General features: G+C 61.3%; 11 protein-coding genes. 7 read left to right on the forward strand and 4 right to left on the reverse strand.

Features of this window, described 5'->3' with window-relative positions; genetic code table 11:
• Positions 1-100 precede the first annotated feature (100 nt).
• The 3 genes from K8I61_10220 to pdxA all read left to right on the forward strand — a co-directional run bounded on the left by K8I61_10220 (position 101) and on the right by pdxA (position 3727).
• Positions 101-1432: an AAA family ATPase gene (locus K8I61_10220; protein MBZ0272402.1), complete on the forward strand. Its 1332-nt coding sequence runs from the start codon at positions 101-103 to the stop codon at positions 1430-1432.
• Between the two features lie 99 nt (positions 1433-1531).
• A complete protein-coding gene (locus K8I61_10225) occupies positions 1532-2536 on the forward strand; it encodes a SurA N-terminal domain-containing protein (protein ID MBZ0272403.1) in 1005 nt (334 codons plus the stop codon).
• Positions 2537-2749: 213 nt separating this feature from the next.
• Positions 2750-3727, forward strand: a complete 978-nt coding sequence (gene pdxA, locus K8I61_10230) for a 4-hydroxythreonine-4-phosphate dehydrogenase PdxA (protein MBZ0272404.1) — start codon at positions 2750-2752, stop codon at positions 3725-3727.
• A 249-nt stretch (positions 3728-3976) separates the two neighbouring features.
• On the opposite strand, the gene K8I61_10235 is transcribed toward pdxA, so the two are convergent.
• Entirely contained in the window at positions 3977-4264 is a 288-nt protein-coding gene (locus tag K8I61_10235) for a hypothetical protein (protein MBZ0272405.1), read from the reverse strand.
• 181 nt (positions 4265-4445) lie between these two features.
• On the opposite strand from K8I61_10235, the gene K8I61_10240 reads away from it, so the two are divergent.
• The 3 genes from K8I61_10240 (at position 4446) to gyrB (ending at position 8214) form a co-directional block, all read left to right on the forward strand.
• The gene (locus tag K8I61_10240) at positions 4446-4868 is read left to right on the forward strand and encodes a hypothetical protein (protein ID MBZ0272406.1); all 423 of its coding nucleotides are present in this window, start codon (positions 4446-4448) and stop codon (positions 4866-4868) included.
• 112 nt (positions 4869-4980) lie between these two features.
• On the forward strand, positions 4981-5502 hold the full coding sequence (locus K8I61_10245) for a hypothetical protein (protein MBZ0272407.1): 522 nt from the start codon (positions 4981-4983) through the stop codon (positions 5500-5502).
• Between the two features lie 228 nt (positions 5503-5730).
• A complete protein-coding gene (gene gyrB, locus K8I61_10250) occupies positions 5731-8214 on the forward strand; it encodes a DNA topoisomerase (ATP-hydrolyzing) subunit B (protein MBZ0272408.1) in 2484 nt (827 codons plus the stop codon).
• Positions 8215-8389: 175 nt separating this feature from the next.
• Here the strand turns inward: gyrB and K8I61_10255 are convergent, their stop codons facing one another.
• The 3 genes from K8I61_10255 to K8I61_10265 are packed head-to-tail and all read right to left on the reverse strand — an operon-like array spanning position 8390 to position 12956.
• Positions 8390-9043 (reverse strand): hemolysin III family protein, encoded by a 654-nt coding sequence (locus K8I61_10255; protein MBZ0272409.1) that lies wholly within the window; start codon positions 9041-9043, stop codon positions 8390-8392.
• Between the two features lie 47 nt (positions 9044-9090).
• Positions 9091-11415 (reverse strand): DUF2961 domain-containing protein, encoded by a 2325-nt coding sequence (locus K8I61_10260; GenBank protein MBZ0272410.1) that lies wholly within the window; start codon positions 11413-11415, stop codon positions 9091-9093.
• Between the two features lie 17 nt (positions 11416-11432).
• On the reverse strand, positions 11433-12956 hold the full coding sequence (locus K8I61_10265; protein ID MBZ0272411.1) for an AAA family ATPase: 1524 nt from the start codon (positions 12954-12956) through the stop codon (positions 11433-11435).
• Between the two features lie 159 nt (positions 12957-13115).
• On the opposite strand from K8I61_10265, the gene K8I61_10270 reads away from it, so the two are divergent.
• A partial coding sequence (locus K8I61_10270; GenBank protein MBZ0272412.1) for a hypothetical protein occupies positions 13116-13476 on the forward strand: 361 nt, incomplete at its 3' end.

Here is a 13476-nt window from a genome sequence, read left to right on the forward strand (position 1 = left end):
TAGCTGCCGATTGGCGCAATGTCACCGTATGGCGCCTTTTCGACGCGTTTGAATTTCGCGGCGAAGCGTTGTATTAAGGTCGTGCTCGTGGGAGTCAATTATGAAAAAGCGAAGAAATCATAAACAAGAACGCCTTTCGAAAAAGCTCGCTTCGGAGCATCCCAGAAGTAGTTTCGACAAACAATTGCTCGATTTTGTTACGGAACAATTCTTGATCTCCGGCGATTTTAATGGATTGCCGGTTGCTGCTATTGACCGGGAATTAGATGACGGGATCGATTCGATTAAAAAAGATATCCGATTGCTAGTTGAATCTGGTAAAGTTGAAATTGTGTACGATGACCGCCATCCAAACCCGCATATACGCGCGTTGCCCGCGATTCCCATTGAAAATCAAATCGCAAAAATGGAAACGCCGGGGTTCACAAATGCGTGCTTGTATCCAACGCCATCCGTGCTGACAAAAGTTGTAGATAGATCCGAATACGCGTCGCAGCCCTACACTCTTTGCAGGGCTTTAGGTGAACCGGATCTATCTTTTAAGGCGTTCGATGTGTCAATACTGGAGTGGTACCGCAATGACCCTAGATATTATTATATAAATGACGACGTCGAAGGCCACATAGCAATAAGCGATACCTTTTACGACAAAGTACGAGATCACGACCAAATCATGTTGCAGACTTTCGGTTTTTGCTACGACAAAGATGATTATCGTTTTGTCGCAGTATTTACTGTGTATTTGTCGAAATTGAGCGCTGAACACCAAATTATATGGAAAGCTAGAGAGATGAGCGGCGAATACATAATTCATCCCGTTTACCTCGAACAATCTTATGGGAATTTTCCTGACAAGATACCGTTGACGGCGGCTTTCGTTGAAGAGCTTCACGTAATAAATCTTATGTGTGCAGCGATGGGTCGCATTGGTTTGTTTCGGAACACATTTTATGAAAATCCGCCGAAAAAATTTTCGTTTCTAGTCCGCCCAACGCTAGCCGAATTTAATGAATTTGTATTATTGATTGACAAGATGATTTCGGACAATATTGACAAGAGATTTTTTCGAGACGATATTTCTTTAGAGATAAGAAACGAACTTGACGGCGGCGAAGTAAAAATTGATCAAAAGGGAACGCTGGCCGCGCTAGAAGAGTGGATTGGCTATAGATACCGTCCGAAAGATCCAGTCCCTTTAAAACAAGCATTTGCAACATTTCGTCGAATTCGCAAACTTCGGCAAAAACCAGCCCATTCAATAGACGAAGACGTATTCGATCAAAAATTATTTAAAGATCAGCGTCAACTATTATTGGATAGTTATATAGCGATTCGTACAATTAGGTTGTTGTTTGCAAATCATTCTGCGGTTAAGTCGGCAAAAATTCCTATTTCAACGGAATTACGAGATGGCCAAATTCGCACTTACTGAATTGTCGAGGTTCTCTAGAGAAACGATTTGCGATGCATTCGCCTTTTCCCTAGAATGCCGCGCCTGCCCGGCGTGGGGCGTTCGGGGGGTGGGAGATCCATGCTGAATCGAAAGACCAAATTCGCGCTTGCCGCGCTTTTCGTTTTCGCGTTTGCCGCGCCGGCGTTCGCCGAGACGATCAACCGCATCGTGGCGATCGTGGATGACGAGATCGTCACGGAGTTCGAGCTCGAGATCAAGAGCCGGCCGCTCGTGCAGGCGTATCTGGCGGGCGTGGGGGATCTTTCCGCGGCCGAGCGCGAGAGCGCGATTCTGGAGATCAAGAAGCGCGTGCTGCGCGATACGATCGAGCAAAAGCTGCTCGAGACGGAAGTGCGCCGGTTGGGGCTGCCCGTCGAGGAGACGGACGTGGATGCGTATATCGACCGCCTGATCGCGAGCAACCGCATGACGCGCGCGGACCTGACCGACGTGCTCGCGCGCGAAGGCAAGACGATGACCGATCTGCGCGACCAGATCCGCAAGCAGATCCTTCGCGAGCAATACGTGAGCTTTCGCCTGAAGGACAAGGTGAAGGTGTCCGACGAGGATGTGCGTATCCATTATCAGCAGCACGAATCGGACTTCCTCGGCGAGGCGAAGGTGACGCTCTCGGAGATCCGCTTCAATCTCCCGGCGGAGGCGTCGCCGGATGTCGTGCGCGAGACGTTCGACCGCGCGGCGACGACTTACGAGCAGCTTCTGGCGGGCGCGGATTTCGACGAGACGGCGCGCGCGGTGTCGGAAGGGCCGACGGCGAAGAACGGCGGGTTCCTCGGCACGTTCGCGATCGACAAGGACCTGCGCGAGGATTACCGCCGCGCGGCGGGCGATCTGAAGGCGGGCGAGGTTTCCACCGTGTTTCGCGACGCGGCGGGATTTTTCATCCTGAAGTGCCTGGCCCGCGAGACGGCGGATGTGCGTCCGCTCGAGGAGGTCGAGGACCAGATCCGCATGGACCTGCGCAAGGAGACGATCGACACGGAAATGCGGCGGCTGGCGCGTGAGCTGTACACGAAGAGCTACGTCGATATCAAGGTGCCGGAACTCGACCCAAGAGACTGAAAGACTGGAAGGCTGAAAGGCTGGAAGGTCATTCCGGAACGCGGAATGCGGAATAAATCGCAGAATCGCTGGCCAACACAAAGCCACAAATGACACAAATTTTGGACGCGATGCGTTTTCTTTGTGCACTTCGTGCTTTTGTGTTGAATTGCGATTCTGTGATGACCTCCCAGACTTTCAGACTTTCAGCCTTCCAGACTATTCTGCACGTCGATGTCTGACACGCTCCCCCGCATCGCGATCACAATGGGCGATCCGGCCGGGATCGGGCCGGAGGTGATCGTCAAGGCGCTGCCCGAGGCGCTTTCGTTTTGCCGGCCGATTCTGGTGGCCGATCCGCAGGTGATGCGCCGCGCGGTCGCGCGATTTTCCCCCGACAACGTGCAACTATTCGCGGAAAAGGCGCCGCTTGTCGCGCCCCCGGGCGCGTCGGCCGCGTCGCCCGTGGTGTTCAACGCAAATCCGGAGATTCGCGGCGCGATCCAGCGGGCGTGCGTCGAGAAGGCGGTATCCCTGGCGATGGCGGGCGAGGCGGAGGCAATCGTCACCGCGCCGGCGAGCAAGGAGGCGTTCGCGGCGGCGGGCACTCATGCCGGGCACACGGAACTGTTGGCCGAACTCACGAACACGCACCCGCCGGTCATGATGCTGACGGGGCCTTCGCTTTCCGTCGTGCCGCTGACGATCCACGTCGCGCTCGCGGACGTGCCGCATCTGCTGACGCGCGAATTGATCGAGGTGCAGGCGATCATCGTCGATCGCGAGCTGCGCGCGCGATTTGGTATCGCGAAGCCGCGCCTGGCGCTCGCGGCGCTGAATCCGCACGCGGGCGAGGGAGGGCTGTTCGGGCGCGAAGACGACGACATCCTTGCGCCGGCGGTGGCGGCGCTGCGTGCGCGGGGCATCGACATCACCGGGCCGCATTCCGCGGACACGGTTTTCGTTAAAGCGGTGCGCGGCGCGTTCGATGTCGTGCTCGCGCCGACGCACGACCAGGCGCTGATACCGCTGAAGCTGTTGCACTTCGACGAGGGCGTGAACATCACGCTCGGCTTGCCGATCATCCGCACTTCGCCGGACCACGGCACCGCGCCGGATATCGCGTGGAAGGGCGAGGCGAATCCGGCGAGCATGGTGGCGGCCATGCGCATGGCGGCGCAAATCGCGGAGACTGAAAGGCTGAAAGACTGAAAGGTCATCGCGAAGGCAAAAAGAGAAAAAGAGTCTGAGAGTCTGGAAGTCTGGGAGTCTGAAAGGTCATCGCAAACGCGAAAATTAGCTCGGCGCAATTCACGGCGTCATCGACACGCCAATTTGTGACGACCTTCCAGACTTCCAGACTTTCAGGCTTCCAGACTTCCAGACTTTCAGACTTCCAGGCTTCCAGACTTCCAGACTTTCAGCCTTCCAGACTTTCAGCCTTCCAGCCTATTCGGCGATTCATTCGTATCCGGGCGCGAAGACGCGATGCGCGGGGAGGACCTTCACCACGGGCTCGCCGGGAATGCCGACTTTCTGAACGCCGGGCATCAGGCGGTTGTTCACGAACGAATCGAAATCCTCCGCCGATTCCCACACGTCCGTGATGTGCATCGTGTCGCCCTCGAACGCGCAGACATGGTAGACGCCTCCGTTCGGCGCCTCGCGCTCCCATCCCACTTCCTCGCGCACGGCGTCGTACTGCTCCGGCGTCACGTCGTTCCATTGCATGATCATCATGACGGGCATCGCGCACCCCCTTTTCGAGTTGTAAACGGGCGATATCACGATCGCGCGGCGGCGGCGCCAAAAAGGCGCGAATTCGTTTGCGATCTCGCGAACGCGAAAAAGCGCATCGGAACCGTCCGGGCGAAGTGCTACACTCCGCGCTTCATTTTTCCGCCGGGTCCGGCGGATGAAGGAGGCATTCATGCGCGGGTTTCGATGGTTCGGCTTGATGGCGTCCGTGATTCTTGCCTTGAGCGTCGTGGCCTTCGGCTGCGGCGACGACGACGACGATGATGACGACGCCTACGGCGATGATGACGACGATGACGACGACGACGATGGCGGCGATATCGCGGTTGACGCGGAGATCTTCGAGTTCGATGTCGATCCGGCGGTCATCGATGTGTTGGTCGGCGAATCCGTGCGCTGGACGAACACGGGCGACGTCGCCCACACCGTGACGAGCGGCGATCCCGGCGACGGCGATGCGGGATCGGAGTTCGACGGCGAGATGTCGCCCGGCGAAAGTTTCACGCACACCTTCGATACGGTTGGTGAGTTCAGCTATTTCTGCGGGTTTCACCCCGACCAGATGAGTGGATTCACGGTGAACGTGAGCGAGTGATCGCGTTGTTCGCGTCCCGCCGCGCCGAACGGGGTGCCGGGCGGTATCGCGCCGGGTAAGTCCGGCTAAGTTCCCCGCGCCCATCGCGGGACGCGGAATCGAAGGAGGAAATATGCGCGGATGGAAGCGTTTTGGAGTTTTGATTCTGGCAATCGGGCTGGCGTGCGTTTCGTGGATGACGGCCTGCGGGGACGACGACGATGACGACGATGACGACGCGACAGGCGACGACGATGCGGATGACGACGACGCCGATGACGACGACGCAAATGACGACGACGCCGATGACGACGACGATGCCGACGACGACGATGCCGATGACGACGATGCGGGTGACGACGATGCGGGTGACGACGACGGTCCGCTCGATGTGGATATCTTCGATTTTGACGTGTCGATCGACCCCGTGATGATCAGCGCCGGCGACACGGTGCGTTGGACGAATACGGGCACGGAGGAGCACTCGGTGACGAGCGGGAATCCGGGCGATGGGGATCTGGGATCGCTCTTCGACGAGTTCCTGTCGCCGGGGGAGGATTTCGAGTTCACATTCGACACGGCGGGCACCTACGACTACCACTGCCAGCCGCACTCGGACACGATGTTCGGCTACAGCGTGGTGGTGAGCGAGTAGTCAAAAACGACCCAAAAAGACGCCGCGCGGCGGGGGATATTCCGGCTCCCGCCGCGGGCGTTTTTCGGCATGGGCTCGATTGACGAAAACGCAGAAAAATTGTAGATTTACGTATGCTTCAACGGGGATTTTCCGGTCTTCGGAAAGGCCCTGTTTTTGTTCGTTTTTTCACCGGCCTTGCGCGAGCGGATTATCGCCGCGGGGCGTTTTCGCGGATCGTTTGACACCATGTCCGAAGACAAGACGCTGACCGCCGCCGAAGAGGTGGCGATTCTGGAAAATCTGGTCCCTCGCGAACATGCGAACGGCAACGGCGGCGCGGGCAAGGCTGTGCCGACCGACGACTATTCGGCCAAAAACATCGTCGTTTTGGAAGGACTGTCCGCGGTGCGAAAGCGCCCGGCGATGTACATCGGCTCGACCGGTTCGGTCGGCCTGCATCATCTGGTGTACGAGGTCGTGGACAACTCGATCGACGAGGCGATGGCCAATCATTGCGACGCGATCGACGTTATCATCCACATCGACAATTCGATCACCGTCGAGGACAACGGCCGCGGCATTCCCGTCGACTGGCACGACAAGGAAGGCAAGTCCGCGGCCGAGGTCGTGATGACCGTGCTGCACGCGGGCGGCAAGTTCGACAAGGGCGCGTACAAGGTGTCCGGCGGCCTGCACGGCGTGGGTGTTTCGTGCGTCAATGCGTTGTCCGAGACGCTCGATCTGGAGATCAAGCGCGAGGGCAAGGTGCACCGCATGTCGTTCACGCGCGGGCACGCGGTGGCGCCGCTCGAGGTTGTCGGCACGACCGACAAGCGCGGCACGCGCGTGACGTTCAAGCCCGACGCCGAGATTTTCACCGAGCTTGAATATTCGTTCGACATCCTGTCGACGCGCCTTCGCGAGCTGTCGTTCCTGAATCCGGGCACGAAAATCACGATCCGTGACGAGCGCGAGGATAAGGAACACACGTTCATCTACGAAGGCGGCATCGTCTCCTTCGTGGAATACCTGAACCGCAACAAGAGCGCGATCCACGAGAAGCCGGTGTTTTTCGAGGGCGACCGTGACGGCGTGATCGTCCAGGTGGCGCTGCAATACAACGACGGCTTCGTCGAGCAGGAATACTCGTTCGTGAACAACATCAACACGCACGAGGGCGGCACGCACCTGTCCGGCTTCCGCGCGGCGCTGACGCGAACGATCAACGCGTACGGTCAGTCGAGCAACCTGTTCAAGGACCAGAAGAGCAACCTCTCGGGCGACGACGTGCGCGAGGGGCTGACGCTCGTGCTCTCGTGCAAGGTGCCGGAGCCGCAGTTCGAGGGCCAGACGAAGACCAAGCTCGGCAACGGCGAGGTTCGCGGGATCGTGGAGAGCCTCGTCAACGAGAAGCTTGCGGAGTTTTTCGACGAAAATCCGGCGGTGGCCAAGCGCGTGGTGATGAAGGCGGTGGACGCCGCCCGCGCGCGCGACGCGGCCCGCAAGGCGCGCGACCTGGCGCGGCGCAAGAACGCGCTGGAGTTTTCGAGCCTGCCGGGCAAGCTCGCGGACTGCCAGGAGCGCGATCCGTCGCTGTCCGAGCTTTTCATCGTCGAGGGCGATTCGGCCGGCGGCTCGGCCAAACAGGGGCGCGACCGCCGCACGCAGGCGGTGCTGCCGTTGCGCGGCAAGTTCCTGAACGTGGAGCGCGCGCGTTTTGACAAGATGCTCGGCAACGCCGAGGTCGGCACGATGATCCAGGCGCTCGGGACGGGCATCGGGCGCGAGGATTTCGATCTGGCCAAGCTGCGCTACCACAAGATCATCATCATGACGGACGCGGACGTGGACGGATCGCACATCCGCACGCTGCTTTTGACGTTTTTCTACCGGCAGATGCCGTCGCTCGTCGAGGCGGGTCATCTGTATATCGCGCAGCCGCCGCTTTATCGGGTAACGCGCGGCAAGAGCGCGGAATACAAAAAGACGCAAGGCGAGCTGGATGCGTACCTGCTCGCGCGCGCGGCGGACGAGACGAGCATTCTGGCCGGCGACGCGAAGATCACCGGCGACGCGCTGGTGACGATCGCCCATGCGCTGATGCGCCGCGGCCGGCTTCTGGAGCATCTGGAGAAGCGCTCGGTGCGGGGCGAGGTGGCCGAGGTCATGCTGCGCGAAGGCGTGGCCGAGCGCGGGTTTTTCCGCGATCGCGCATCTGTCGCGCGATTGGCGCGCGCGCTCGCGGACGCCGGCGTGCACACCGGCGAGGTCGTCGAGGACAAGGAATACAGCACATTCAGCATCACGACGAACGGCGATAACGGCGATCGCGCGCCGCGCCGGCTCGACGCGGGGGTCGTGGAGACGGTGGAGTACCGCCGGTTGCTGGAACTTTCGGGCGAGTTGTCGGCGCTTGGCGCGGGGCCGTGGATGGTCATCGACGGCAAGGGGGAGACAACGTCGGCGACGCACTCCGAACTGCTCGCGCGCATCATCGAGATCGGCAATCGCGGCCTGGTGATCCAGCGGTTCAAGGGTCTTGGCGAGATGAACCCGGATCAGCTCTGGGAGACGACGCTGGATCCGGCGAACCGCGCGATGCTCCAGGTGCGCGTGGAGGACGCCGTCGCGGCGGACGACATCTTCACGATCCTCATGGGCGAGCATGTGGAGGCGCGGCGCAAGTTCATCGAGGAAAACGCGCTCGACGTATCGAATCTCGACGTCTGATTCAATTGAGAATTGGGAATTGGGAATTGCGAATGGGGAATTCCGTCGCAATTCCATCGCCGTTCAACACGAAGGCACAAAGACACGAAGGCCACAAATTGAACTTTGTGCTCTTTGTGTTGTTCGGTTTTTTGTGTTGAAAAATTCCGCCGGCCCCGGCCGGTGGAAATTGCGTTTACGCGAGAGGCGTCGCGGGCGGCAGGACGTAGTAAAGCACGCCGAAGAAGTGACAGGCGCTGCCGCCGAGAACGCACAGGTGCCAGACCATGTGGCCGTAGGGCAGGCGGCGCCACAGGTAGAACACGACGCCGAATATGTAGAAAAGCCCGCCGGCGACAACCCACGCAAGGCCCGCGGCGGACAGCGACGCGACGAGCGGTTTGACGGCGATGACGCCGATCGAGCCCATACCGACGTACAGGGCGGTGAACAGGACGCGCGCGCGCCCCAGATAAAGAAGCGTCAGCACGATGCCCACGACGGCGATGCCCCACACGATTCCGAACAGGGTCCATCCCCACGCGCCGCGCAGGCTGATGAGCGTGAATGGCGTGTACGTACCGGCGATCAGTAGATAGATCGCGGCGTGGTCGATCATTCGGAACAGGCGCTTGACGCCGGGCGACTGGAAGCCGTGATACAGCGTGGAGGCGAGGTAGAGAAGCACGAGCGTCACGCCAAAAACGGTGACGCCGGCCACGTGCAGCGCGTCGCCTCTTAAGGAGGCGAGCGTCGCCAGGATCGCGAGCGCGGCGACGGATAGCGCGGCGCCGATTCCGTGCGTCACGCTGTTGGCGATTTCCTCGCCGATGGTCTGTTCGCGAGCCATATTCGACCTCGAATTATCGCATTTTTGCGCGCATCAACGCAAATGCGTCAGCACCCGCACCCGTCGTCATCGTCGTCCCCCTCCAACGCATCGTCGTCATCGAGCGCGTCGTCGTCCCCCGCATCGGGGGGGCCGTCATCGTCGTCGTCGCCGAGATCGTCATCGAAATCGTCGTCGTCCTCGCCGCCGCAATCCACCGAAACGGTCAGGGGAGCCGCGTCGAGGCCGCCGGCCGATGCGCCGATGACGTACGCACCACAATCGAACGGCGTAAAATACCCGTGATTCATTTCGTGGCCGGCACCGGCCGCGCTCCAGTCGGCCACGGCGGATACGTCCTCGATCGTTCCGTCCAGGTAGGCGCCGAGCAAGGAAAGCCGCACGGTCTCGCCGACCGCCGCCGGCGCGTCGCCGTCTTCGCGCGTCAACTCGATGGAGACAAGACGCGACGGCAGCGGCGTGACGACGCTGTGGACCCACAATTGATAAATCGTCCACGGCGTGGGGCCGGTGCGGACAAAGCGCAGTTCGACCTGCGTTTTTCCGGCCGTCAGTTCCGGGGCGATGAGAAATCGCTCGTCGCGCCAGCGCTTGGAGACGTTTCGCCCGCGCGTCTGCCACGCGCCGGCGTCAACGCCGTCCACGTAAACCTGCGCGCGCTGGGCGTTGATCGCCGCATCCATCCGGCGGCGAAGGAGAAGCCCTTCGTTGCGCGGGTTGATCGTCACGACGACGGAGATTTCGCCCTCGACGTTGTAACCATCGTCGGTGAAGGGGATGTCGTCCGCGTCGCCCTCGAAGAATGCGGTCAATGCGACCGGTTCGCCGTCGATGACCTCGCCCTCGAATGCGCGTGCGTTCTTTGCCGTGCCTTCGCCGATATCCACCTCGGCGTCGAGACGGATCGCGGGGTCGGGCGCGCCGTACCAGAAGGCCGTCGAGAAATAGACGTCGTCGGGCACGAGGTTGTTGTAGTCGTGCTCGATGCCGAAGCGGAATCCGTCGTGGAACGGGAGCGGATCGGCGACGTGCAACCGGTAGGCGACGGAGGTGTCGGTCGTCGCCCCGGGGCGGTGCGTCACGAATCCGTGCGCCGGCAGCGTGAAGACGCCGTGCTCGAAGTACCAGCCGGCGTTGAAGTAGTCCTCGGTTCCCGTGCCGTAAAGCGACGGCGAGCGCGAACCGTCGATATGAACGCGCTCATCGCCTTCCAGGTAGTAGCGAAGGTGCGTGCCGGTCATGTCCAGAACAAGGCCGACGAAATGCCCGCGGCCGGTCGCGTCAAGCGCGATGTAGTCGCTTCCGGATGCCGTCAGCGCGCCCTGCGCCGTCACTTGGAAATACGGCGTGTGGATCTCCGGCGCGGCGGAGTCGATAGGGATGGCGATATCGAACGAGACGGGCGTGTCGCCGATATTCGTGATCGAAAATTCGGCGCCGAGGAAAAACGGCATCGGGAAACGGATGTACAGATCGCCGGTCTCATCCACGCCCGCGAGCAAGGCGCGCGTGTCGGCCTCGGCGTATGGCACGGCGAACAAACCGCCGAGCGGCGCCAGGATCTGCGGCTGGGCCGCGCCGTCAAAGGTGACGGACAAGACGGTCTTGCGCAGGAAGTCGTCGGTCAGCACGAGCGGGGGCGTCACGCGAATTTCGCGAATGACGCCCGCGCCGTCGTAGGTGAAAAACGCAACGTGATCGTCGCCGGGATCGGCGGTGACCGTACCGTTGAACGCGGGCGGCGGGAGATCGGGCGCCGCCTGCGCCGGCGTCTCCCAGAGCGCGATCGCGTTTGAAAAATCCTCGAGGCCGGTGAACGATTCGCTCACCGTGCCGGGCGCGAATCGCTCGTATGTGATGTTGTTGAAATGGGGCAGGCCGGTCGTCGCGATGCGGACCGCCTGTTTGAAACAGATCGGCACGTAGTTGTAGAAGCCGCCGGAGGAGACCTGGTTGTCGCCGGTGAGCGGAGACAGAAACGGCGGGACCGCGCCGGACAGAAATTCCTCGATCGGCATGGCGACGACGGGCGCGGGCGCGTCGTCGATGTAGATGCGGATATCGCCCGACGTGGCGAGCAGCGTGAACCACATCCTCGAAACGCACCCTTCGCCTTTTTCGTCGAGCAACGTGAATTCACCGGAGATCTGGTCGTAATACAAGAACGCATAAGTTCCGAGGAAGCCGTCCTCGTTTCCGCCGGTGCGGTCGTGCGAGGAAACCTGGCGCGCGAGCGAGGGGATGCGCGGCTCGGGAAGGCGGCCCGGATTTTGGAGGAGTTCGAGGCCGATCGGAAACGCGCCGGCCGGCGACGCGGCGAGCGCCGCGACGAACGCGCCCATCAACACGCATGCAAACAGGATGCGTTTCATGAAGCCTCGCCGAAAAATCACTTGTTGGCGCGCACGGCGCGGTTGTCGGCCCAACGTTTGGTCTTCGTGATCTGCTCTTTCATCGTGATCGACAGCGGCACGGTGCGGTCGATGTTGCGATAGATATCCATGAGATCGAGCGACCGATTTTCGGCGAAGCATTCGTACAACGCGGAGATGAGGATCTGTTCGATCTCCGCGCCGGTGAAGCCCTTGGTGGAGCGCGCGAGGTTTTCGATGGACGTGCGCGTCGGATCCTGTTTCCGCTTTTTCAGGTGGATGCGGAAGATCTCGGCGCGCTCGTCTTCCTCGGGCAGATCGACGAAAAACACCTCGTCAAAGCGCCCCTTGCGGATAAACTCGGGCGGCAGGCGATCGATGTCGTTGGCGGTCGCGGCGATGAAGACGGGCTGCGTCTTTTCCTGCATCCACGTGAGGAACGAGGCGAAGATGCGGCTTGTCGAGCCGGACTCGACGGAGTCGGAAAATACGGACACGCCCATCTCGATCTCGTCTACCCAGAGGATGCAGGGCGAGACGGCCTCCGCGGTCAGGATCGCGCGCCGCAGCGATTCCTCCGGGCCGCCGGCGATGCCCGAGAAGATGCGCCCCATATCCAGGCGCAGGAGCGGCAGGTTCCAGTCCTTGGCCAGCGCGGTGATGGCGAGGCTCTTGCCGCAACCGGAGATTCCGGTGAGCAGGATGCCCTTGGGGATCGGCAGGCCGAAATCGCGCGCCTCGCGCGAGAATCCGCGCTCGCGTACGCGGCACCACTGCTTGAAGCGGTCGAGCCCGCCGACCTGGGAGAGATCGTCGCGCGGGCGGATGAAATCGAGGATTTCCGTCTTGCGGAGGATCTGCCGCTTTTCCTCGATGACGAAGTCGGCCTGTTTTTGCGATAGCTCGCGCGAGGCCAGCAGCATCTTGCGCACGGTGCGCCGGATTTCCGCGCGCGTCAGGCCAAGGAACATGCGCAGGAACGCCTCGCGGTCGCGCTCGACGATTGTCGCGGGCGATCCGCCGCCGTGCGCGTGCGTCCATGCCTCGTTCTCCACGATCGACGCGATCTCGGTCACGTCCGGCAACGCGTAGTCGTGCACCACGACGTCCTTGACGAGCTCCGGCGGAATTTGGGTGATCGGCGCGAGAAAGACGACCGCGCGATCCGTGCCGCGAAGCGCGGCCGCGGCGTCGCGGATGCGGCGCACGACATCCGCGCTCTCGCGGATGGGAACGTGAAAATCCTTCAGGACGAACAGCGACGGGGTCGCGTCGTGGATGGCGCGGTCGAGCGCGGCGATGGGGTCGTTCCGGGCTTGTTCGGGGCCGTCGGGCCGGTCGGAAAAGCCCTCCGTCGCGGACCACGTCACGAACGAGCGCGGCGGATCGAGCGCAAGCGTGCAAAGTAGGCCGAGGTGTTCGCAAACGCGCTCTTCTTCCCAGGAGACGATGTAAATGATGGGAAATCCCGCGTCGAAGTACTCCTTCGCGGCGAGCGCCGGCGGCGGAAGCTGTTCGACAAGCGATTCGGCGGTGGTCATCCGGCGATAATATCACGAAGAGGCCGGAAGTCTGAAAGTCCGGAACTCCGAAAGGTCATCGCAAATCCCCATCGCCATTCCGGTTCGCGACGCGCGTCGCTGTCCCTGCTGTTTCCCCTTCTGGCGCGCCCAACCCGCGTGTGCTATCCCGAACGCCGAATGTTCTCGTGGATTTACGCCTCTTCGACGCCTGCCATCATCGCGTTACTCGCGGCGGCGCTTTTTGTCGCGCCGCCGATGGCCTTCGCGGATGATGATCCGCCATCCGCATTCGTCGCCGAGATCGACGACCGGGGAGGCCGGTCGATCGCCTGGAACGGCGAGACGATCGCGTTCGCGATCGATCGCGACGGCGACGGCCTTGCGGAAATCGGCGCGTGGATATTCGCCGGGCGCGTGCAGCGCGCGACGGTTGACCTGAATCGCGACGGCTCGGCCGATCTGCTCGCGCGTGTCGACGAGGACGGCCGCGCGACCTGGCACGCGCGGGCGGAGGGGGCGTGGCGGCCGATTCCCGACC

Source organism: bacterium (assembly GCA_019912885.1).
In the GTDB taxonomy this organism is placed as follows: domain Bacteria; phylum Lernaellota; class Lernaellaia; order JACKCT01; family JACKCT01; genus JAIOHV01.

Coding starts and splice junctions, on each gene's coding strand:
- K8I61_10240 (MBZ0272406.1), top strand. CDS start 4,446: ATGCGCGGGTTTCGATGGTTCGGCTTGATGGCGTCCGTGATTCTTGCC.
- K8I61_10225 (MBZ0272403.1), top strand. CDS start 1,532: ATGCTGAATCGAAAGACCAAATTCGCGCTTGCCGCGCTTTTCGTTTTC.
- K8I61_10265 (MBZ0272411.1), bottom strand. CDS start 12,956: ATGACCACCGCCGAATCGCTTGTCGAACAGCTTCCGCCGCCGGCGCTC.
- K8I61_10245 (MBZ0272407.1), top strand. CDS start 4,981: ATGCGCGGATGGAAGCGTTTTGGAGTTTTGATTCTGGCAATCGGGCTG.
- gyrB (MBZ0272408.1), top strand. CDS start 5,731: ATGTCCGAAGACAAGACGCTGACCGCCGCCGAAGAGGTGGCGATTCTG.
- K8I61_10235 (MBZ0272405.1), bottom strand. CDS start 4,264: ATGCCCGTCATGATGATCATGCAATGGAACGACGTGACGCCGGAGCAG.
- K8I61_10255 (MBZ0272409.1), bottom strand. CDS start 9,043: ATGGCTCGCGAACAGACCATCGGCGAGGAAATCGCCAACAGCGTGACG.
- pdxA (MBZ0272404.1), top strand. CDS start 2,750: ATGTCTGACACGCTCCCCCGCATCGCGATCACAATGGGCGATCCGGCC.
- K8I61_10220 (MBZ0272402.1), top strand. CDS start 101: ATGAAAAAGCGAAGAAATCATAAACAAGAACGCCTTTCGAAAAAGCTC.
- K8I61_10260 (MBZ0272410.1), bottom strand. CDS start 11,415: ATGAAACGCATCCTGTTTGCATGCGTGTTGATGGGCGCGTTCGTCGCG.